Below are 21698 nucleotides of genomic sequence, written 5' to 3' on the forward strand. Positions count from 1 at the left end.
ACGATCGCTGGCACGTTAACCTGACGCGCCAACAATATGTGCTCACGGGTCTGCGGCATCGGACCATCAGTGGCTGCTACCACCAAAATCGCTCCGTCCATCTGCGCCGCTCCCGTGATCATGTTCTTGATGTAGTCCGCGTGCCCAGGACAATCCACGTGGGCATAGTGGCGCTTCTCGGTCTCATACTCAACGTGCGCCAGCTGAATGGTAATACCGCGCTGCTTCTCTTCTGGGGCGCGGTCGATATTGTCAAATGGAATCCATTCTGCCCAACCCTTGGTGGACAAAACCCTTGTGATCGCACTGGTCAGCGTGGTCTTCCCGTGGTCAATGTGACCTATCGTCCCAATGTTTAAGTGCGGTTTACGCCTCTCAAACTTCTGCTTGCTCATCTCCTTCGCCTCCTCTACACAGGGATAATATTAAATGGAGCCCACGACCGGATTCGAACCGGTGACCTCTTCCTTACCAAGGAAGTGCTCTACCTCCTGAGCTACGTGGGCTCTAAATATCAAAAATGGAGCGGGAAACGGGACTCGAACCCGCAACCCTCAGCTTGGAAGGCTGATGCTCTACCAATTGAGCTATTCCCGCTCCCAAGCGTTCACAAAAATGGTGGAGAGGGGAGGATTCGAACCTCCGAAGGCTACGCCATCGGGTTTACAGCCCGACCCCTTTGGCCGCTCGGGAACCTCTCCACAAAAACGGCAGGCCAAGTTTCCTCGACCTGCCGTGTGCAAAATATAACAATACTTGTATAACTGTCAAGAACTAGGCTTCTTTCTTTTCTTCAGCAGCAGCTTCCTCAGAGGAAGACTCTTCCTGTGTCTCCTCCGCCTGCTCTACTTGTTCGGCAACACTAGAAGCCTGGGCTTCCGCCATTTTTTGACGGACACTTGCCATGTAATGGTCGTGAACCATCACCGTGGTGCGGTAAACCAGGTGAGCAAATTTGGAATAGGGAATTCCTAAGAAAAGGACAAAAATACAAGCCAAGTGGGCCACATACATGGGATAAGCAATAGTCAAATTAAATAAACGCAGATATTGAGCTGCCAAACCTGTAAGGCCTACAAAAAGTACCAAGTAAAGGAAAAACCAATCACTATAGGAACTCCGCATTATCCCTTGGGCTTCTTTGGCCTTACGGTTCTGGATGAGGAGAATAGAACCATAAACCAAAATAAAACCACCAAGGTTACCGAGAATTTTAATGGGATTCCACAAAGGCCAGGGGGTATGAAATATTTCGTTACCAGTTATGGTGCCTACGATATCAGCAAAGAAGAAAACAACCATGGTAACAAAAAAGAGAATGATGAATGCCCAGAGCACTAACCTGTGAGCACTATAACGTGGAAGATTTGCCACACATTTTTTAAACCTTTCGTGAGAAAGGATCTCCCCCAACACCGGGATAATATGATTTTTAATAAGCTCAATGGTGGTTGGCTTGTACGCGATGGGAACCTTATTACTAGCTTCGAGTTGATTCCACAATCTTGAAGCTCCGCGAATTGCTACTAAAGCCGCAAAACCTGCCACCGGGAGAAAAATGGCGTCAACCGCTAGTACCGGCAGAAAGCCATGAAATAATCCGTGGGAAAAACGAACTGGCTTTTCAAGCTCCGGAAGACCCTGGTGAACCACTAGCAAAACCGCCAAAATAGCAAACAACGCGAAACCAAAAAGAACAAGAGCTCCGGCAAGACTATTATACAACGACCAAATGAACTTGGGTTCCGAAAGTTCACGAATCGCCATTGCACGAATAGCAGCAAGGACATCCCCAGGACGGGCTCCACGAGGACAATACGCGGTACAATCACTACACTGGTGACAAAGCCAGATAGCCGGATCTCCTGCCACGCGGTCTGCCATACCCCACTGAGCAAGAATCATTTGCTTACGGGGAAAAGGAACTTCATCAGTGGAGAGCGGACAAACCACCGCACAGGTGGCACACTGGTAACACCGTTTTACCGTGTCACCACCGGACGCAATTACTCCTTCAACAAATTTTAAATCCGGTTCGACATAATTGGACATATCTTTTACCTCCTTACCAACCTTTAAAGGGGCTTTCGCCAACGGCTTCAAGTGCTTCTTGAAATTCAGCTAACATCTGCGGCAGTTTATCATAATCGTCAATAGCGACAACCTTAATCACCACTCGTTCAGACTCTAAAGCTAACTGTTGCAATGTTTCCGCAACGTTTTCCATACGACGATTAGCAAGTTCACTTCCTTTAACGAAGTGACACTGATAGTTCTCCCCATACTTACAACCAAGCATCAAAACTCCGTCCCAGCCTCCGCTCATAGCGTCACGGATCCAAGCAACGTTAACTGCCCCTAAGCATCGAACCGGAATAAATCTGATGGACATGGGAATGTTCTTCCGGTGATAAGCAGCCATATCCAAAGCAGGTAGGGCATCGTTTTCACATATAAAGCAAATAACACGGTATTGACCATAATCTGGCTCAGGCATTTCACAAGCCTTAAGCATAGAGCTTCCCATGTCGATGTTGTAGTCCTTGAAGTTGATAACACGTTCCGGACAGGCACCAAAGCAAGTACCACAGCGGCGGCAACGCGTGGGATTGGGCATAGGAGTACCTTCTGGATCATCATCTAGCGCACCAAATGGACACTCTTCGGTACAACGTTTACACTGCGTACAACGCTTGAAGTTGAACTCAGGATAGGCATAATCCCAAGTACGCGGATGTACTGCATGGCCGAGCTCTACGGCTTTAAGACACTGGATGGCTTTTAGTGCAGCGCCAGCAGCGTCTTCCATTGCCTGAGCAGTGGTCATGGGCTGGTGTACACAGCCAGCAGCATATATTCCTGTACGCCTTGTTTCATAGGGAAAACAAATATAGTTTGAGTCCGCATAACCGTAGAATAATTCAAGTTCTGGAAATCCTGGCCCCTGTCGATACTCAAGAGGAATTATGGGATCATCAGCCGTGGTGGGAACCATTCCTGTTGCCAAAACTACTAAGTCAACAGGAATAGCCATATCCTCGCCCAAAAGCGTTTCCCCTACTTCTACTACCAGGCGTCCGTCATCAGCCTGACTCAAGCCCTTGAATTCTGCTTTGGTTAAAAACACACCTGGATCATCCTGAAGGGCAAGATAAAAATTCTCGTAAATACCAGTGGTCCGCATGTCTTTGTAAAAGATATAGGCCTTTGCCTCGCTATCCATCTCGCGCAAAAGCTTAGCCTGCTTGAGAGATGCCAAACAACAAACGCCAGAACAGTAAGGAAGATGATTCTCATCGCGCTGGCCAGCACACTGGATAAAAGCAACACTCTTTATCGGGGAACCATCAGAGGGGCGCTTGAGCTCCCCTTTGGCAAGCATTTCTTCAAACTGGACGTTAGTAACTACATCGGGATATTTTCCATAACCGTAAGGTTCTTCAAGCTTTGAAGCGTCGTATGGTTTCCAACCGGTTGCCACTACTATCGCGCCAATGCGAACAGTCTCTTCCCCGCCCCCAGTCTTGTAGGTAACATTAAAGGCTCCAGGCGCTCCTGCAATCTTTTCTACCGTTGCTCCGGTAACAACTTTAATTTTGTCGTTAGCCTGGACATCTTCGATAAGCTTTTTAACTACCGGATCAACCAGGTTTTTATAAGGATGGCCAGGCTCAAGCTGTTTTTTCATCTTGGCCACAAAGCCACCAAGTTCACTTTCTTTCTCAACTAGTATTGCTTCATATCCTGCCTTGGCTACTTCCAAAGCAGCGGTAAGCCCGGCAACACCGGCACCCATAACCAAAATGGTTTTACTAATTTCTTCCTCTGGCTTATAGGGCTCTGGAGGCGCTATCTTCTGGGCCTTAACTACCCCCATCCTGACATAGTCTTTGGCCAAGGCCATAAGCTCGTCTTTAAAAGAAACACCCTCGACAAACTCGATCTGGCTTTCGTCTTCTGGCATTTCTTGGCCTTCTTCAAGTTTGGGCCAGCGGCTCCAAACCACTTCTTCACGAAGGCTTACGCGCACCACAGGCAAGTTGCCGAAATCAAAAACATCGTAGTTAACTCTCTGTGAACAGGCGCAAATAACAACACTATCAAGCTCATTTTCCTTGATAGCTGACTTTATGGCTTCAACCCCTTCCTTGCCACACAAAAAGGGCATTGAAGCACAATAAGCACAACCCTGCTCATTGGCAGCGGCTTCAAGGTCAGCAACATCTAAACGATCGCCAATATTACAGGAGGTGCAAATAAATACTCCTATTTTTTCCATGGATATTTACCCCCTTACCAAAGTTTGGATAGCTTTTAAGGCCGCAGCAGTGGCCGTTTCATTCGAAGACATAACGTCAAGTGGAATCCTAGCACAACCGCAGGCGTACATACCCTTGGCCTCGCTAGGTATCACAAAGCCGTTTTCATCAACATCTAAAATCTGAGGAATCTCCTCTCCTGCAAGGCTTGGCTGCATTCCTGTGGCAAGAACTACCATATTTACCCGCTGCTGAACTTTCTTCCCGGATAAAGTGTCTTCGGCAATGACGATTAGATCGCCATTATCAGCCTGCTGGATATCAGCAACCTTACCCTTGATGAATTCGATATTAGCCTCCTCCTTGGCACGATTTAAAAACTTCTCATATCGGCCAGGAGTACGAATATCAATATAAAAGATGTAGGCCTTCCCTTCTGGATTTTGCTCTGCAAAATAGATGCTATGTTTAAGAGAAGCCAAGCAGCAAATGTACGAACAATAAGGCAGGTGGTTCTCATCCCTTGAACCAGCACACTGAACAAAGGCAATCGTCTGAGGCACCGTTTGATCAGAAGGCCTTAAGATTTTGCCTCCGGTCGGACCATTTGGAGCTGCCAGACGCTCCATCTGCATATTGGTTATCACGTTTTCAAAACCTGGCTGGCCATATTTCAAATTATCAAGCTTAGTGGCGTCATAAGGCTTCCATCCGGTAGCCCAGATGATCGCCCCTACTTCTAAGGTGATGGTCTGAGGCTGCATATCGGAATCGATAGCATTGTATTTGCAGGCCTCTTTGATGCGTTCAAGATCTCCCTCAGCCAAGGCGCTCTTATCAAGCACATATCTTGCCGGAAAAGCATGTTCATGTGTCAAATAGATTGCTTTGGTTTTTCTCAACCCAAAATTGAAAGTATCTTCCCGCTCCCCTTGGCAAACTTTCTCACACTCCCCACAGCAAGTGCAATTTTCGTTCACATACCTGGGCGCAATTTCTACCGTGACTTTATAATTTCCAGGGCCACCTTCGATATTTTTGACCGTGGCCATGGTATAAAACTTGATACGCGGATTCTCTTTAATACGACGATAGTTTATCTCAAGGCCACAGGCTGGAGGGCAAAGCTTTGGAAAGTAATAACGTAGCTGGTTAACCCTTCCCCCAAGAAATGGTTCTTTTTCTATCAAAATCACGTCATATTCCATTTCTGCTGCTTCTACCGCAGCAGTAACCCCACTAATACCCCCGCCTACTACGAGGATTTTACCTTCTCCCATAACCGCCTCCTGTAATGGAATTTCCTCTGCTCAGAACTCAAACCCCTAAGAGGGTTTCAGCTCTAAACAGAGTTAAAAAAAACTCCAGGCACCGCAAGAAGCGGCACCTGGAGTTTTTGCTCAATCAGGATTCATCACTAGGGTCCCAGAGGATCAGGGATGATCTGGACATAGGGGAACTTCTCCATTTCCCATTCGCCGCTTTCAGGGTTGTAGCGGGAAAGGGTGAAGCAGCGCCATTCAGCTTCATTGAGCTCGGGGAAGTCAGCACGGTAGTAGTAACCAGGATAACGGGTTTCCTCTCTGAAGAGCACGTGACGGAGGTGAAGCTCAGCAGTCCATACACGGTGAATGTTTTCCCAGGCCCTCATGAGCTCGTGGAGGTCACGAGCAGCAGCGAGCTGCATATCTTCTTTGAGCATGTTGAGAAGTTCGAGACCACGCTCAAGCATGACCTTGTTGGTCTGATAGTAGGTAGCGATACCAGCAACATACTCGTCCATAAGCTTCATAAGACGAGTCTGGATCTGCTTAGGCAACAAGTAATTGGGGTTGACTTCATAAGCGGTAGTAGCTTCCTTGTATTGTTCAAAACGATACCAAGGAGCATAGATCTCTTTCTTAAGAGCCTCGGGATCTTCTTTAGGAGTAGGAGTATAGTCTTTGTTGTCAAGGCAGAACTTAACCATGGCCTTGGCAGCAATACGACCTTCCACGTGAGCACCAGAGGAGAACTTGTGACCGCAAGCACCAACAGTGTCACCAGCACAGAACATTCCTTTAACCGTGGTCATACGGTTATAAAGGCCGATTTCCTTCCAAGGCTCTTTGTACTGATCAGGTACCCAGTCTTCATCCGGACCGCAGCACCAGGCACCAGCACAACCGGCGTGAGAACCAAGGAAGTAAGGCTCAGTAGGCATAATTTCAGAAGGAACTTTTTCAGGCTCGATGTTCAAGCAAGCCCAAAGACCAGCCTGGGTTACGCACATGTCAAGGAAGTCTTCCCAGGCTTCGGCTTCAAGCTTCTTGAACTCTTTTTTATCCATGTTTTTCATGGCTTCCTGAAGGGCCCACTCGGTGTGGATGTAAATAGGACCACGGCCCTCTTTCATCTCGATGAGCATAGCGTGGTTACGGAGACAGGTGCCGATAACGGAAGCTTCACTGTAAGGCTTAAACTTCTCAAGTTCGCCCTTATGCTTGGCAATGTAGTCTTCGCCAAAGGCGTTGCTAGCGCGAGCCTTGAAGAGCAAGAACCAAGCACCAACCGGACCATAACCGTCTTTAAAACGAGCAGGTACGAAGCGGTTTTCCATGAGCACGAGCTTGGCACCGCTCATAGCACACATGGCGTAACCAGAACCAGGGTTCCAGACAGGATACCAGGCACGACCCTGACCTTCACCAACAGAACGAGGACGGAAAATGTTAACCGCACCGCCAGTGGCAATCAAGGTAGCCTTAGCTTTAATGATGAAAAGCTTGTTCTCACGAACAGAGAAACCTACACCACCACAGCAGCGGTTAGGTTCATTGGCATCCATCAAAGGACGAACGATAAATACACGTTCAAGGATCTCACCATTTTCACCGAGCTGTTCCATGGCGTTCTTGGCAGCCTCAGCAACGATGCACTTATAGGATTCACCGTTGATCATGATCTGCCAGCGACCAGAACGAACAGGCTTGGCACCAGACTTAAGGGTCATTCCCTTGGCCTTGGCCTCAGCACCATCAAGCACTTTGCCATCATCAGTGCGTTTCCAGATAGGAAGACCCCATTCTTCGAAAGCCATAACAGTGTCATCAACGTGGCGACCTACGTCAAAGGAGAGGTCTTCACGGATGATACCCATAAGGTCACAGCGGACCATGCGGACATAGTCATCGGGCTTATTCTCACCAATGTAGGTGTTAATAGCAGAAAGCCCCATGGCTACCGCGCCAGAACGCTCAAGAGCGGCTTTATCTACCAAGGTGACTTTAAGACCAGCAGGCTTGGCCCAGCGTACCGCTTCAACCGCGGCGCCGCAGCAAGCCATACCGCCACCAACCAAAAGAATGTCGGTTTCCTTTTCTACGATCTCAGGCTCAGCACAAGGAAGCCCAGGATTGTATGACCAAATCTTTCCCATAGTACCCTCCTTTTTATCTAAAAATTTTTGATTTCGATTTCATCAATCAATTACTTCCATGCTACGGCTTCAGGAACCGCAGGAGTTACATTGTCAGCAACCTGAGTAAATAAACGATTGTCACCAACTGCAGAAAGATCAGGATCTGGCTTACCAAGAGCAGGATCGGCTTCACCTTCGGGTGTAGTACGGATAGGGAACTTAAAGCGCTTTACTACGCCGTTACGGAACTTAATGGTCCACATAATGTCAGTGGTTCCACGCATGGGCTGACAGGTTCCACCAAGGGGAGCAAAGTCAGCATAGTGACGGACCATAATAGCGCCTTGAGGGCAAATCTTAACACAAGAATAGCACTCCCAGCACTGATCTGGTTCCTGGTTGTAAGCTTTCATGGCCTCGGTATCGAGAATCATCAAGTCGTTCGGACAGATGTACATGCAAGCCGTTTTTTCACCGCCCTTACATCCGTCACACTTCTCAGGGTTTACATAGCTCGGCATACTCCTACCTCCTTATTTTGTTTTTATACAACCCTAACGATAGGGAAAACCCGCTCTATGAAACATTAAGGCTTTTTGAATTTTACTAAATGAACGTTCACTCATTTTGTCGAAAAATCTTATACGTTGGCAACATTTTGGTGTCAAGGCAAATTTAAGCAATTAACTGAGATAAAATCGGTTTAATCCCCATTAAAAACCTTTTTTTTCTCGTTTTTTGAAAAAATTTATTCTTTGTCTCCCTTTTTTTAGTTAAGAAGAAAGCTAGTTTTTTCATGAACAATGTGTGACAATTGAAGAAATTTTTAAGGGCTCAGAAAATGATCGGATTAATACTTGCCGGAGGAAGGGCTGTTCGTTTTGGGGGAGGGAAATGCAAGGCTTCCCTTGCTGGCAAACCTTTAATAAATTGGGTTTTTAACTCTTTAAAAGAAATTTGTGATGAAGTCTGGCTTTCTATAAGAGAAGAACAAAAAAAAGATTTTGACATCCAAGTTCAACAAATCACATATGATGAAACACCAGGGGCGGGCCCTGCTCAGGCTTTATTAGGTGCCTTAAGAAGGCTGCCCTCTCAACAAAAGTTTTTACTTGCTACGAGCTGTGACCAACCTCTTATTCAAGAAAAACTTCTTAAAGAGCTGATTTCATTCGCTTCCCCTCACTACAAGGCTGTCCTTTTTAAGGATGAAACAGGCCGCCTACTTCCCTTTCCAGGCATTTACCATAAAGATCTTAGCCGAGAAAAAACAATTAAATCTTTTAAGGAAATAGTTGCCAAGGAGAATTGCCTGGTGATACCACCTGACATTTGGCGTAAATGGGATGCCCAAGGCCTCAGCTTTTATAACGTTAATTACCGTGACGACTTACTGGGTCTTGAAAAGCATTTATTACACATCAAATAACAGCGCCCTTTGTAAAATACCCACCCAGGATCCGTTCCCATTTTTCGGAGAAAAAAAATGAAGAATCTGTAAATTGATTACCGGATCCTACGCTGCCACTTCGCTCTTTTCAGGGCTTCGGCTCAGGGCGACAATGTTCTGACTGCTTAGAAAAACAGTAGGAACCAGCCCCTATCATGCCACTTCTTGCCCTCTAGCGATGAAAAGAACCAAACAAAAAGCGGCGGAAAATCCACCGCTTTTTAGTCAAGCCTTTAAAGTTTCGCGAAATCTTAATGGTGTTCTTTCAAGTACTTCCTGCCAGAAAAAATACTCGAGATAATACCCTCATCACCAAAAATATCGTTCCAGACCACCAAATAAATATGGACCATGGCAAAAACAGCAAAAATCCAGAAGAGGAAGTAATGCCAGAGCCTTGCTACCTGCTGATTTCCAAAAATCGCAGTCCCTATCGCATAAATAGTATTGTTTTCGGGATATAACAGGTAAAGCCCTGTAAGAATCATGATGAGCCCGAGAAAAGTCATCCCCATGTAAGCGGTCCCGGCCAGGGGGTTATGCCCACCGTGTCCCACGTGCTCATCGGTCAGGTAAAGATAATGTTTGATGGTGATAAAGAGCCCTCTTATGTTCCGAGGGGTTACAGGGATGAAATCCGTAAAGCGTTCAAAGCGGTTACCAAAAATAAAAAGATACATCCGCACCAATACCGCCGCGATAAAAATGTATCCTGCGGCAAAGTGAATAAATCTGACCTTTGCCATAATAAAACTGGTAGGAATTCCTTCCCATACTCCCAAGGCAAAAGGATCTCTAATATACCACCCGGTTACACAAAGAGTGGCAATAGATAAGGCAAAGGCCCAGTGATAAAGCCTCATTAAAACGCTCCAAACTTTTACGCGCTTATAACCACCCATTTTGGCCTCCTTCTAAAACTCATAGGGGGCAAAAGCCCCCTTCTTTTTTATAAAGCCTTTACTTTTATAAGCTCCTTGCGCTCGGGATTAAGCACGTGCACCGCACAGGCAATACACGGGTCAAAGGAATGAATAGTACGCAGAGCCTCAAGTGGTCTTTCAGGATCAGCAACTGGATTACCAACCAAAGAAGCCTCATAGGGACCCATTTGACCTTTATCGTCACGCGGACTCATGTTCCAGGTGGAAGGAACCACGCACTGATAATTCTCAATACGACCATCTCGAATTACACACCAGTGAGAAAGGGTCCCGCGCGGAGCTTCATGGAAGCCTACACCTTTGATAACGCCCTTAGGAAATTCTGGTTTGTTATAAATTTCAAGGTCGCCCTGTTTGATGTTTTGTACCAATAGACCAAGATGCTTAGGCCCAAGCTCAGCAAGCATAGAGGCCCTAATAGCCCGTGCTAAGTGACGGCCAGGAGTGGAATGAAGAGCATCAAGCGGTACAGGAGCACCTACTACCGCAGAAAGGGTCTTTACAGCTTTGTCAACCCACTTTTTGGTGAGCTCATGATCTAGGGCATACCCCACCAATACCTGGGCAAGAGGACCTACCTGCATCACCTCTCCCTTGAAGCGTGGTGCCTTTGACCAGGAATATTTGCCATCTGGCTGGAAGTCTGTGTAATAAGGTTCAGTTTCTTCTTCCCAGGGGTGTTTGGTCCAATTGCCTTTATACCAAGAGTGTGCAATGCATTCGGCTACATTTTCGCGGAAGTAAGGATCTTTAAAGCTCTTGATAGGTGTTACGGAAGAGAGATCGCCGTTAAATATTGTTCCACCGGGGAGATCAAACACTTCTCCTTTGGTGTCAAGAGGAAGATCAGGAACCGCTAAGTAGTTTTTAACTCCAGCACCATACTTGAGCCACTCTTTGTAAAAAGCACCAACTGCAATAACATCAACCAGATAAACTTCGTGAACGAATTTCTTCACTTCTTCAAAGAGCTTTTGGGCAAAAAGAATGCGTTCCATATTGAGGGTGGCTTCGTTATCAGGATTAACCGCAAGGGCCACACCTCCTACCACCACACTCTGAATATGAGGGGTCTTACCACCAAAGATAGCGACTATCTGGTTGGCCTTATATTGATATTCAAGGGCCTCAAGATAGTGAGAAACTGCCAGGAGGTTTACCTCTGGGGGAAGCTTCATCGCAGGGTGGCCCCAGTAACCGTTTTCAAAGGGACCAAGCTGTCCACTGGCCACAAAGGCCTTAAGCTTTTCCTGGACCTCACGCATGCGGTTGACGTTGTTTCCTGGCCAGGGAGATAAACTTTGGCCAATTTCTGCTGCCTTTTTGGGATCAGCTTGCAGCGCAGAAACCACGTCAACCCAGTCAAGCGCAGACAGGTGATAAAAATGAACAATGTGGTCGTGAAGAGCGTGAGCACAAATAATTATGTTTCTGATATATTGAGCATTTAAAGGAATTTCTAGGTTCAAAGCATCTTCAACGGATCTCACCGAAGCCAGGGCGTGAACCGTAGTACAAACTCCACAGATACGCTGGGCAAAAGCCCAGGCATCTTCTGGTTTTTTACCCTTAAGAATAATTTCGATACCGCGCCACATTTGGCCTGAGGACCAGGCATTGGTTATCTGGCCTCCATCAACTTCGATATCTATACGTAAATGCCCTTCGATACGGGTTACGGGATCTATAGTAACTTTGTGGGCCATGGTTTATTCCTCCTCTTTTTCTTTAGTTACTACTTTTTTAACTACACCGGCAGCGGCATGAACTGCCACACCGGCTGCCGCAGCACCAAGGGCAAATTTGCCGATACGCTCAGCCTGCGCAACAATTCCCATACCAGAAGGCACTTCCGTACCAGGGACATGTTCGTAGAAGGGGATCATGGTATCCCAAAAATCTGGTTCAGTACAACCTATGCAACCATGACCTGCAGAAACCGGCCACACCCCGGCATCACAAAAACGAATAACAGGACAATTTGAATAGGTGACAGGACCTTTACAGCCCACCTTGTAAAGGCAGTAGCCTTTCTTGTGCCCTTCATCACCAAACTCTTCCACAAAACGACCTTCGTCAAAATGTGGCCTTCTTTCGCAGTGATCGTGAATTTTACGACCATAGGCAAATTTGGGCCGCCTGAGATGATCAAGTTCTGGAAATTTACCAAAGGTAAGAATGTAAGCGATGGTGGCTAACAAGTTATAGCCATTTGGTGGACAACCAGGAATGTTGATAATGGGTTTTTCTTTGATGACGTCAGATACTCCTACGACCCCTGTGGGATTGGGAGCCGCCGCTGCCACCCCTCCAAAGGCAGCGCACGCCCCGTAAGCAATAATCATGGAGGCATGCTCACCTACTTCTTTTAAAATCTCCGGGGTGGTCTTTCCGGCAATTTTGCAGTAAACCCCACCATCTTTTAGGCTGATGCCGCCCTCTACCACGCAGATGTATTTACCCTTGTACTTTTCTACGGCCTTTTTAAGGTTTTCTTCAGCCTGATGCCCGGCCGCTGCCATAAGGGTTTCGTGGTATTCGAGAGAAATTAAATCCAAAATAAGGGTTGCGATATCAGGGTGAGAGGTACGTAAAAGAGCTTCACTACAACCAGTACATTCAACAAAATGAAGCCAGATAACCGGAGGTCTTTCGGGAGACTTAAGCGCTGCTTCGACCTTTGAAACCATAGAGGCCGGAAGTCCCATTGCTGCGGTAGCAATGGTTGCGGCCTTTAGAAAATCCCTTCTTCGTAATTTCATAAGTCCGTTCAGACTAAAACGATTCATGGCTGCCTCCTCCAAATTAATGTGCGTAAATTACCCCTTTTGACTATAGTTTTTTTATAGGTTAACATGCGTAAAAAGTAAAGAAATTTTTCACTTATTTTGACATGAATGGCTCTACAAAAGCTGCTATAATTGGACTGGGAAATATCCTTTTTAAAGATGAAGGATTCGGTGTTCATCTTGTTAGATATCTCATGAACCATTATCGCTTCCCCGTAAATTGCCAAGTAATTGACGGTGGTTGTGCTGGACTTTCCCTTCTTGATCTTATGCGTGGGAATGATTTAGTCTTCATCATAGACGTATATCTCTCTCAAGAAGATCCCCCGGGCTCTTATAAAATATTTTCGTGGAATGATATCGAAAACTTAAAAGGAAATAACTTTGCGTCCGTCCACCAATTCGGCGTAAAAGACGCCCTAGGAGTAGCAAGGCTTCAGGGAATTGTGCCCGAAGTTTTTAAAACATATGCTGTAGTACCGGAAAATATGGACCTTGGCCTTGAACTTAGCCCAACCTTAGCAAAGGTTCTACCGCTTCTTGCCGAAAAGGTTGTTAGCGATTTAACGAACTACAATTTTAAGATAGAAAAGGTATAGCTTATGTGTCTTGGCGTTCCCATGAAGCTCACAAAAGTCACGTACCCCACAGGTATCGCTGAAGTTGACGGGGTCAAAAGAGAAGTAAATCTTCAACTCCTTCCAGAAGAAGAAATAAAAGAAGGAGATTATGTAATCGTGCACGTAGGCTTTGCCATCCAAAAACTAACCCCAGAAGAAGCCGAAGAAACCTGGCGACTTTTAAAACAAGTCCTTGAAAGCCATGCATGAAACCTCTCTTGTACTTGCCATGTGTTCCCAAATAGAAGAAATGGCCCGCGCCCAAAAGGCCCAGGAGGTCCTTTCGATAACCGTGCGAATAGGCGAAGTAGCAGGTGTTGAAGAAGAAATTTTTGCCTTTGCCTTTGAAGTATATAAAAAAGAAAATCCACTCTTTAAAAAAAGCGAATTAAAAATAGAGAAAATCCCTGCCAGGAAAAAATGCCTGGCCTGTGGTGAAGAATTTCAAGGCCTTTCTCCCAAAAAGTGTCCTCGTTGCGGAAAAGAACAATTTAGCTACACTGGCGGGGACGAATTACAAATAGCCAAAGTGGAACTAATGGTGGAGGATTAAAATGTGTGAACATTGTGGCTGCCATGAACGCACCAAAGAAATCACCCTTGAGCATAAAATCCTTTCGGAAAACGAAGCCATTGCGGAAAGTAACAGGGCCCACTTTAAGGCCAAAGGCATAAAGGCCATAAACCTGATTAGCTCACCCGGCTCCGGGAAAACCACCCTTCTTGAGGCCACCATAGACGCCCTGGCAGGCGAAATCCCTATGGCCGTTATTGAAGGAGACCCTGAGACCGAACGCGATGCCGAAAGGATCCGTCAAAAAGGCATTCCCGCAGTGCAGGTGACCACTGGTGGCGCCTGCCATCTTGACGCCCGTACGGTGCACCGTGCGTTCCACCAGTTAGAAGAAAACCAGTTCAAACTCCTTTTTATAGAAAACGTTGGCAATCTCCTTTGCCCCTCAGCCTTTGACCTTGGCGAGGACCTAAGAGTCGTGCTTGTCTCTGTGCCAGAAGGATCTGACAAGCCTGCCAAATACCCTGCTGCTTTTTATAGGGCCGATATCTTCCTCATCACCAAAATAGACCTTCTTCCTTACTTTGACTTTGATCTCGAAGAGGCCCGTCGCCTGGCACAAGAATTAAACCCCAGGTTAAAGATCATCCCCCTTTCCGCTAAGACCGGAGAAGGTATGTCATTGTGGCTGGAAACCCTGAAGGCCTTGGCATCACAGTAAAAGGCGTAGTCCAGGGCGTGGGCTTCAGGCCCTTTGTCTATCGCCTGGCCAAGCGTTTCGGCCTTACGGGAAGCGTTAGAAACACCGGTGAAGGGGTCCTCATTGAGGCCTTTGGTGACGAAAAAGCCCTTTTGGCCTTTTTAAAGGCCCTTAAAGAAGAAGCCCCGCCCCTTGCCCGCATTGAAAGCCTTAAGACAACCCCGCTAGAAGGGAAGGCCCCTTCTGAATTCTTGGTCCTTGAAAGCCAGGGCGGCACCAAAAAGACCAAGATTCCGCCAGATGTGGCCACGTGTGAGGCCTGTCTTGCCGAACTCTTTGACGCGGACGACCGCCGTTTTCGCTATCCATTTATTAATTGCACAGACTGTGGCCCTCGCTTTAGCGTGATCCTTGATCTCCCTTACGACCGGGGAAAGACCACCATGAAGGTCTTCCTCCTTTGCCCTGAATGCCAAAGCGAGTACCAAAACCCGGAAGACCGCCGGTTTCACGCCGAGCCCAACGCCTGCCCGGCCTGTGGCCCTAAAATATGGCTCTGTGACGCAAAGGGCAACGCCCTTAGAGATGTAGAAGACCCCCTTGCCTTTGCCATAGAGGCGCTTCGAGAGGGGAAGATCCTTGCCCTGCGCGGGCTTGGGGGGTTTCACCTGGCCTGTGACGCTACCAACCAAGAGGCCTGCCACATCTTGCGTAAACGCAAAAAACGTCCCCGCAAGCCCTTTGCCATCATGGTAAAAGACCTCGCGGCAGCGGAATTGTTGGCAGAACTTGGTCCAGAAGAAAAAAGGCTTCTTTGCTCACCCAAAAGACCTATCCTTTTAGCCAGGGCCAAAAGCCCCTCACCCCTTGCGGCAGAAATAGCCCCAGGGCTTGATATCTTGGGCCTCATGCTCCCCTACACCCCGCTTCACCATCTCTTGCTAAGGGAGGGTGATTTTCTGGCCTTGGTGATGACCAGCGGGAATCTCTCAGGTGAGCCCCTTTGTGTCTCAAATGAAGAGGCCCTAACGCGCCTAAAGGGTATTGCCGACTTTTTCCTACTGCACAACCGGGAAATCGCTATCGGTATAGACGATTCGGTCATGCGCTTCATAGCGGGAAAGCCCCGCCTCATAAGAAGGGCAAGAGGCTTTGTGCCTGAGCCGCTTCCCTACCCCTTTACGGAAAAAAGGGTCTTTGCCTTTGGGCCGCACCTCAAAAACACCTTTACCCTTACCCGGGAGGACGAGGCCTTTATCTCCCAACACCTTGGCGACCTGGAAGACTTAGAGACCGTGCGCTTTTTCAAAAAAGTGCGCGCCCATTTTGAAAATATTTTGCACGTAAGGCCTCAGGTCCTTGTCTGCGATTTGCATCCCGGGTACTTGAGCACTGAGCTTGCGGAAGAAGAGGCCAAAAAGACCGGGCTCCCACTGGTAAAGGTGCAGCACCACGTGGCCCACGCCGCCGCGGTGGCTGGAGAGTTTGGAATACGCCCCCCGTTTCTTGCCTTAATTCTTGATGGCGTTGGCCTGGGCGATGACCATACTCTCTGGGGCGGAGAGCTCTTCTATGTTGAGGCCGGCAGCTATCAGCGCCTGGGGCATATCTTTCCGGTAGGGCAACCTGGTGGGGATGCCGCGGCAAGGGAGCCCTGGCGCATGCTGCTTGCTTATCTTTACGCGCTCTACGGTGACAAAGCCCTTGAAACTTTTCGGAAGCTTCTCCCTGATACTTTTTGGGCAAAGGGAGAAATAGTGTTTAAAATGCTTGCCCGCGGGGTAAACGCCCCGCTTACCACCAGCACCGGGCGCCTCTTTGACGCCTGTGCCGCGCTCCTTGGGGTGTGCTACGAGCAAAGTTTTGAGGGCGAGGCCCCCATGCTCCTTGAGGCCATGGCCGCCAGGGCCCAAGAAAGACTAATTTTCGAAATCCCGCTTACGGTTAAAGAGCACCTGGTCCTTGATACCCGCAGGCTATTTCGGCTTCTATTGGAGCACCTGGAAAAGTACGACCAAGAGACCCTGGCCCTTGGGTTTCACCTCTCTCTGGCCAGGGGTTTTGCACTGCTGATAAGGTCTGCCGTCCAACAAACGGGCCTTAAAAGAATCGTCTTAAGTGGCGGTTGTTTCCAGAACAAAATCCTTGCCGACGAGCTCCTAAGAGAGCTTCTGAAGGATTACGAAGTTTATTTTCCGGAAAAGCTTCCCCCAAACGACGGCGCCGTCTCTTACGGCCAGGCCATTTGGGCCAGCTGGAAGTTAAAACTTAAAGGTTAAAGATATCCCTTGATGGTATGCCCAAAAAATCTAGCGTTCTTGACCGAATTAAGCGGGAAATATCTAAGACTAGTCAACGGGGTTTGACCATGGCCATTATAGGGGTTTACGAAGCCAGAACCAAGTTTTCTGAACTTTTAGATCGTGTGGCTCAGGGGGAAAGGTTTGTTATTACCCGGCGAGGAATTCCGGTGGCTGTTATAAAACCTATCGCTCCCCAAAGAAGACGGAAAATAGAGGAAATCGTAGAAGAAATCAAAAAATTCCGAAAAAGGCACCGGTTAAACGGGCTTAAAATTAAAGAACTGATCGAAGAGGGGCGCATGTGAGCCAGGAATTTGTATTGGATGCCTCGGTAACTGTTGCCTGGGCGCTGGAAGACGAAAAAGACTATTATCCTGAAAGGATTTTAGATCTCCTTTGTTAAGGCACGGCATTTTCAGAGTCCAGGCTTCCTTCTTTCTTTTATATTATTTTTTTTAAATTTTTCGTTCAAAATTTTTTAATAAAAAATTTCAACCTGCAAAATCAGCATAGGCTATTTATGAAAGATTTTAGCTAAAAAATGAAATTTTCATCCTAAAGCAGACAAATAATTTTTATCGATTCAGAAAAATACGATTTAATCAAATAATTTAAATTGAGAAATATTTCACGTTCCTAATAATATATAGAAGGAGGTGAATAATTTTGGTTCATAAGCGAATACATCTCATGATAATGACATTAACCCTCTTACATCGTTAAAGAAAACACCCATTCCTAGCAATAAAACTCTCATAGCTATCTGATAGTTTTTTTGATTAAAAAGAAGGAGTTTTATGGCTTCGAAGAATGATCGTTTAGAAAAGGCACTTGCCTGGATGGAAGAGGCCCAGAAGGTAAAGAAAGTCTGTTTTCACCAGAGGATTAAGCAGGCCTTTGCTGAGATCTTCGAGAAGGCTAACGAGTACGAGCTCTTTTTTATCATCCCGGGAGAGGTTCGTGGCGAAGTGGCCTTTTACCGTTCAACGCCTCTTATTGTTTCGCAGACCTGCGGCAAAGACGGAGTCGTCTTTCACGAGCTTCCCCCTCAGGCCTGGTGGTGTTTCGGACACACGCATCTTGAAAAATACCCCCGGCTTTCTGGCCCAGACCAGACTTACTGTGCCCACCTGGGTATCCTCTGCACCATCGTAATCTCTGGCGGAAAACTAACAGACATCTGCCGCTTCTCTGGTGGCGAAGTCCCAGCGTATAAGCCAGAGGTAGAGTGGATTGAGGGCCCTTTTGTCGAGAACCCTAAGGTGGAAATTCCGGCTCTTCCCTACCAGTTTCTTGAGCCCCTTCCAGAAGGAAAAGACCTGCTCATCCTGAAGGTCGAGCCTGCGGAAAAATGAATTGTGGTAAGTGGCGAATAGCGAATGGCGGGCGGATGTAGGGGCGACGCATGTGTCGCCCCTACTGCGTATGCCTCGCCCGAGGAGAGTATTCCCTGATTTGAGGAGCTTATAAAAGTGGCAACAAATGAGGCTACAAAACGAAGTTAGATGCGGGTTTCGGTAAGAGCACTTAAAAACAACTTTTCTCGTTATCTAAAAGAGGGCCGGCAGGGAAAAATTATTAAAATTACGCGTCTCATCGCCGACTGGTAGCCAAACTTTGTCCTGCTGGAGAACAAAAAGACGGCCTTGGGGCCCTGATAGCCCAAAGTCAGTTTTTTTAGGATGGCGGTAAACCGATGGGAAGGGTGAGGCCTAAAATTTCTGGCAGGTGTCTAGCTGAACGGCTTTTGGAGGACTGTCGGTCGTCAGGATTCCACGCGAGCGTGAAGGTCGTAAACGTCGGCCTTAACAAGGCGCGCGGGGACGATGTCTCCCACAATGGCTTCGCCCTCAAGAAAAGTCACCCCGTCGATCTCTGGGGCCTGGAAAGGGGTGCGCCCGATCAGGCAGCCTTCTTCGTCAACACCTTCGATGAGCACCTCGGTGGTTTGGCCCAGGCGGGCGACAAGGTTCTCGCGGGAGATCTCCTGCTGAAGCTGCATAACCTGGTGGAACCGGGCCTCTTTTTCGGCTTGAGGGATTTGACCCGGCATTTTGGCGGCAAGTGTGCCATCTTCTGGCGAAAAGATAAAGGCCCCCAGGTGGTCAAAACGAGCCTCCTGCAAAAAGGAAAGAAGGGCCTCAAAGTCTTTTTCGTCCTCCCCGGGAAAGCCCACGATTACGCTTGTCCTTAAGCCTGCCTGCGGAAAGGACTTACGAATCTTTTCCAGAAGAGCAAGCATCTTTTCGGGCTCAAAGGACCGACGCATTTTCTTGAGGATGCGCGGGCTTGCGTGCTGGATGGGAATATCAAAATAAGGACAAATGTTCGCAAAAGAGGCCATGGTCTCAAGGAGTGCGTCGTTTATGCCCTGAGGGTAAAGATAAAGTAGCCTCACCCACGCCGGGGCCACTTCCTGGGCAAGCTTTTTTAAAAGCCCCGGGAGGGCATACTCCCCCCGGTCAAGACCGTAGGCCGAGACATCTTGCCCCACCAGGATAAACTCTTGTACCCCACGCGCCAAAAGCGCTTTTGCTTCCTCAAGAATTAGTCTTTCAGGCACACTGCGAAGCGGCCCGCGAATACGCGGAATAGTACAGAAAGAACAGGCGTGTTTGCAGCCGTCAGAGACCTTAAGATACGCATAGAACGGGTTTTCCGTAAGCAGCCGCTTGGTAGTCTCTGGGCCTTCTAGACGGGGGACATAGCGTTTTTTAGAAAGTATGGCCTTGGGATCGCGGTAGGCCTCAATGCCAAGGAATTGATCCACCTCGGGAAGTTCCGGTAAAAGTGCCTCTTTGTAGCGCGTAACAAGGCAGCCTCCCACCACCAGGCGCTGGTGGGAAAGTTTTTCTTCGGCAAGCTCAAAAATTACGTCAAGGGATTCTTCAACGGCTTCCCTAATAAAGGCGCAGGTGTTTACAAAGAGGATATCTGCCTCTTCGGGATCAAGCACCACCTCCACGCCAAGCTCCGCCAGAGAAGCCAAGAATTTTTCCGCGTCCACACGGTTTTTAGGACACCCGAGAAGCACCGGATAAATTTTCATGAAGGTTATTCTTTAACGGGCAGGCGTTTTTCCTCAAGGATGTTGTTATCGTCGTCAACATAGACGAGAGTGACGGTAGCCTGGTCTATCTCCTCGGGGCTAAGCCAGGTGTAAGAGACAAGGATTATCTTATCCCCCACTTCTCCCTTGCGTGCCGCCGCCCCGTTTAGGCAAACTTCTTTGCTCCCCCACTCGCCCTTGATAACGTAAGTCTCAAAGCGTTCGCCATTGGCCAGGTTATAGACCCAGACGGATTCAAAGGGCTCAAGGCCAGCGGCAATCATAAACCGCGGGTCAAGAGTAATGCTCCCCTCATAGTTCAGATTTTTGTTCGTAATGCGGAGCGTATGTATTTTTGAGCGCAAAAACTTCCGCCACATAAGCAAGTCCAGAAATTCTATTTTGCCCACATTTTAACATTTTGAATCCCAGACGCCAGAGATATCTGACCACCATAAAAAATTTTCCCCTTGATTAGTTATTCCTGTTTTTATAGCATTATAATGGGACTTAAATCCAAAAATAAGGCTATTATTTATGGAATACTACCCAAGGATAATAGAAGAAAAGTTGGAAAAATGGCTACCTAGAAAGGAAATTATCCTGTTAAAAGGCCCTCGCCAGAGCGGTAAAACCACTTTACTTAAACATCTGCAAGAAAAACACGGCGGTGCATATATAAGCCTAGAAATCGAAGAATACGCCAAATCCCTTAAAACTGACCCCCTGCTTTTTGCCAAAAGATTTCTTGAGCAAAAAATCCTCTATCTCGACGAAGCACAATATCTCAAAGACATAGGCAGATATGTCAAGATTATCCATGACCACTCGGACAAGAACTAAAATTAGTGGTTACTGGTTCTGGATCCTTTGAAATAAAAGAAAATCTAGGCCAATACTTGGTTGGACGGGCCACCTACCTTGAACAGTATCCCTTAAATTTTGCTGAATTTCTCCTCTGGAAAAAACAAAGAACTTCTTATTCTCTACCAGGAATATCAAAAAAACCTATGGGAATTTATTGAAGGAAAAACACACAAACTCAAACAACCCATCTTTGAAAAAGAATTTACCAATCTTTTAGAAGAATTTATCCTATTTGGAGGGTATCCAGCTGTTGTAAAAGAAAAAGACATAAAAACTAAAAAAGAAATACTCAAAAATCTCGTTCAAATTTATCTAGAAAAAGATATTTTTTTCTTTTTAAACATAAGACAACTTGAGAAGTTTAGAGTCTTTTTAAAAATCCTGGCTTTTAATACAGGAAATATCATTGAAATATCTTCTTTAAGCAAAGAAATAAAGCTCGATTATAAAACCATTCAAAAATATCTCGACGTACTCATTAACACTTACGTAATAGGTCTCCTTCCATCATTTCACAAGAATCTAGCAACTGAACTGAAAAAAAAGCAAAAAAGTATATTTCCTTGATACAGGTTTAAGGAACGCCGTTTTATCAAATTTTCAAACGATAGAACTACGACACGATAGAGGCGCAATGCTTGAAAATTTTGTCTACAAGGAACTCAGAAAAAAAGAATTTTTGACTAAATTTTTGCGCACCACCGGAAAAGCGGAAGTGAATTTCATCTTGTTTCAAGAAGAATCAATATTTCCTACGAAGTTAAATACACACCCAAAGTAAGAAAAAGTCTTTATAGTTTTCT

Annotated in this window: 22 protein-coding genes, 3 tRNA genes and 1 pseudogene; 12 read left to right on the forward strand and 14 right to left on the reverse strand. The window is 46.9% G+C overall.

Going from position 1 to position 21698, the window contains the following annotated elements:
- The 9 genes from H528_RS0109660 to aprB form a co-directional block, all read right to left on the reverse strand.
- Window positions 1-395 (reverse strand): GTP-binding protein (locus H528_RS0109660; RefSeq protein ID WP_022854113.1); only part of this gene is annotated, 395 nt, incomplete at its 3' end.
- Window positions 396-430: 35 nt separating this feature from the next.
- Window positions 431-506: transfer RNA gene (locus tag H528_RS0109665), tRNA-Thr, on the reverse strand.
- Between the two features lie 15 nt (window positions 507-521).
- A tRNA-Gly gene (locus H528_RS0109670) sits at window positions 522-597 on the reverse strand.
- Between the two features lie 19 nt (window positions 598-616).
- Window positions 617-701: transfer RNA gene (locus H528_RS0109675), tRNA-Tyr, on the reverse strand.
- A 73-nt stretch (window positions 702-774) separates the two neighbouring features.
- Window positions 775-2052 (reverse strand): quinone-interacting membrane-bound oxidoreductase complex subunit QmoC, encoded by a 1278-nt coding sequence (gene qmoC / locus H528_RS13435; RefSeq protein ID WP_022854114.1) that lies wholly within the window; start codon window positions 2050-2052, stop codon window positions 775-777.
- 13 nt (window positions 2053-2065) lie between these two features.
- Window positions 2066-4279, reverse strand: coding sequence for a hydrogenase iron-sulfur subunit (locus tag H528_RS0109685; RefSeq protein WP_022854115.1), 2214 nt, complete (start codon window positions 4277-4279; stop codon window positions 2066-2068).
- Between the two features lie 6 nt (window positions 4280-4285).
- Window positions 4286-5539, reverse strand: a complete 1254-nt coding sequence (locus tag H528_RS0109690) for a CoB--CoM heterodisulfide reductase iron-sulfur subunit A family protein (protein WP_022854116.1) — start codon at window positions 5537-5539, stop codon at window positions 4286-4288.
- Between the two features lie 137 nt (window positions 5540-5676).
- Entirely contained in the window at window positions 5677-7677 is a 2001-nt protein-coding gene (gene aprA, locus H528_RS0109695) for an adenylyl-sulfate reductase subunit alpha (RefSeq protein WP_022854117.1), read from the reverse strand.
- A 50-nt stretch (window positions 7678-7727) separates the two neighbouring features.
- Complete coding sequence (aprB, locus tag H528_RS0109700; RefSeq protein ID WP_022854118.1) at window positions 7728-8180, reverse strand: adenylyl-sulfate reductase subunit beta; 453 nt, start codon at window positions 8178-8180, stop codon at window positions 7728-7730.
- Between the two features lie 320 nt (window positions 8181-8500).
- On the opposite strand from aprB, the gene H528_RS0109705 reads away from it, so the two are divergent.
- Entirely contained in the window at window positions 8501-9088 is a 588-nt protein-coding gene (locus tag H528_RS0109705; protein ID WP_022854119.1) for a molybdenum cofactor guanylyltransferase, read from the forward strand.
- 272 nt (window positions 9089-9360) lie between these two features.
- Here the strand turns inward: H528_RS0109705 and cybH are convergent, their stop codons facing one another.
- From cybH to H528_RS0109720, 3 genes are read right to left on the reverse strand one after another with little or no spacing between them, the layout of a single operon-like run.
- Window positions 9361-10011: a Ni/Fe-hydrogenase, b-type cytochrome subunit gene (gene cybH, locus H528_RS0109710; RefSeq protein WP_022854120.1), complete on the reverse strand. Its 651-nt coding sequence runs from the start codon at window positions 10009-10011 to the stop codon at window positions 9361-9363.
- Between the two features lie 47 nt (window positions 10012-10058).
- Window positions 10059-11759, reverse strand: a complete 1701-nt coding sequence (locus H528_RS0109715; protein WP_022854121.1) for a nickel-dependent hydrogenase large subunit — start codon at window positions 11757-11759, stop codon at window positions 10059-10061.
- Window positions 11760-11762: 3 nt separating this feature from the next.
- Window positions 11763-12842 carry a hydrogenase small subunit gene (locus tag H528_RS0109720; RefSeq protein ID WP_022854122.1) on the reverse strand — a complete coding sequence of 360 codons (1080 nt, stop codon included), beginning with the start codon at window positions 12840-12842 and terminating at the stop codon, window positions 11763-11765.
- Between the two features lie 104 nt (window positions 12843-12946).
- Between H528_RS0109720 and H528_RS0109725 the strand changes: the two genes are divergently transcribed.
- From H528_RS0109725 to H528_RS0109760, 7 genes are all read left to right on the forward strand, one after another.
- Complete coding sequence (locus H528_RS0109725; RefSeq protein WP_022854123.1) at window positions 12947-13441, forward strand: hydrogenase maturation protease; 495 nt, start codon at window positions 12947-12949, stop codon at window positions 13439-13441.
- A gap of 3 nt (window positions 13442-13444) precedes the next feature.
- Window positions 13445-13672, forward strand: a complete 228-nt coding sequence (locus H528_RS0109730; protein WP_022854124.1) for a HypC/HybG/HupF family hydrogenase formation chaperone — start codon at window positions 13445-13447, stop codon at window positions 13670-13672.
- Window positions 13665-14015, forward strand: a complete 351-nt coding sequence (gene hypA / locus H528_RS0109735) for a hydrogenase maturation nickel metallochaperone HypA (protein WP_028845892.1) — start codon at window positions 13665-13667, stop codon at window positions 14013-14015. Before H528_RS0109730 ends, hypA begins: the two co-directional genes overlap by 8 nt.
- Window position 14016: 1 nt before the next feature.
- Entirely contained in the window at window positions 14017-14697 is a 681-nt protein-coding gene (hypB, locus tag H528_RS0109740) for a hydrogenase nickel incorporation protein HypB (protein ID WP_022854126.1), read from the forward strand.
- Complete coding sequence (hypF, locus tag H528_RS0109745; RefSeq protein ID WP_022854127.1) at window positions 14661-16955, forward strand: carbamoyltransferase HypF; 2295 nt, start codon at window positions 14661-14663, stop codon at window positions 16953-16955. The genes hypB and hypF overlap by 37 nt, the downstream gene beginning before the upstream one ends.
- 17 nt (window positions 16956-16972) lie before the next feature.
- Window positions 16973-17284: a type II toxin-antitoxin system Phd/YefM family antitoxin gene (locus tag H528_RS0109750; RefSeq protein WP_218969833.1), complete on the forward strand. Its 312-nt coding sequence runs from the start codon at window positions 16973-16975 to the stop codon at window positions 17282-17284.
- A 492-nt stretch (window positions 17285-17776) separates the two neighbouring features.
- Window positions 17777-18334 (forward strand): hypothetical protein, encoded by a 558-nt coding sequence (locus H528_RS0109760; RefSeq protein WP_022854130.1) that lies wholly within the window; start codon window positions 17777-17779, stop codon window positions 18332-18334.
- 410 nt (window positions 18335-18744) lie between these two features.
- Here H528_RS0109760 and rimO read toward each other — a convergent pair whose 3' ends face one another.
- Both rimO and panD read right to left on the reverse strand, forming a co-directional pair.
- Window positions 18745-20028: a 30S ribosomal protein S12 methylthiotransferase RimO gene (gene rimO, locus H528_RS0109770; protein ID WP_022854132.1), complete on the reverse strand. Its 1284-nt coding sequence runs from the start codon at window positions 20026-20028 to the stop codon at window positions 18745-18747.
- 5 nt (window positions 20029-20033) lie between these two features.
- Window positions 20034-20408, reverse strand: coding sequence for an aspartate 1-decarboxylase (gene panD, locus H528_RS0109775; protein WP_028845893.1), 375 nt, complete (start codon window positions 20406-20408; stop codon window positions 20034-20036).
- A 157-nt stretch (window positions 20409-20565) separates the two neighbouring features.
- Here panD and H528_RS13440 point away from each other — a divergent pair, with 157 nt between their 5' ends.
- The 4 genes and pseudogenes from H528_RS13440 to H528_RS14910 all read left to right on the forward strand — a co-directional run.
- Window positions 20566-20871 carry an AAA family ATPase gene (locus H528_RS13440; protein WP_022854134.1) on the forward strand — a complete coding sequence of 102 codons (306 nt, stop codon included), beginning with the start codon at window positions 20566-20568 and terminating at the stop codon, window positions 20869-20871.
- Between the two features lie 5 nt (window positions 20872-20876).
- A complete protein-coding gene (locus H528_RS14905; RefSeq protein ID WP_084677706.1) occupies window positions 20877-21053 on the forward strand; it encodes a hypothetical protein in 177 nt (58 codons plus the stop codon).
- Window positions 20971-21462: a DUF4143 domain-containing protein gene (locus tag H528_RS13445; protein ID WP_022854135.1), complete on the forward strand. Its 492-nt coding sequence runs from the start codon at window positions 20971-20973 to the stop codon at window positions 21460-21462. Before H528_RS14905 ends, H528_RS13445 begins: the two co-directional genes overlap by 83 nt.
- A 31-nt stretch (window positions 21463-21493) precedes the next feature.
- Window positions 21494-21676, forward strand: a pseudogene (locus tag H528_RS14910) (hypothetical protein); the annotation flags it as partial.
- Between the last annotated feature and the right edge of the window lie 22 nt (window positions 21677-21698).

The sequence above is a fragment of the Thermodesulfatator atlanticus DSM 21156 genome (genome assembly GCF_000421585.1).
GTDB classification, from domain to species: domain Bacteria; phylum Desulfobacterota; class Thermodesulfobacteria; order Thermodesulfobacteriales; family Thermodesulfatatoraceae; genus Thermodesulfatator; species Thermodesulfatator atlanticus.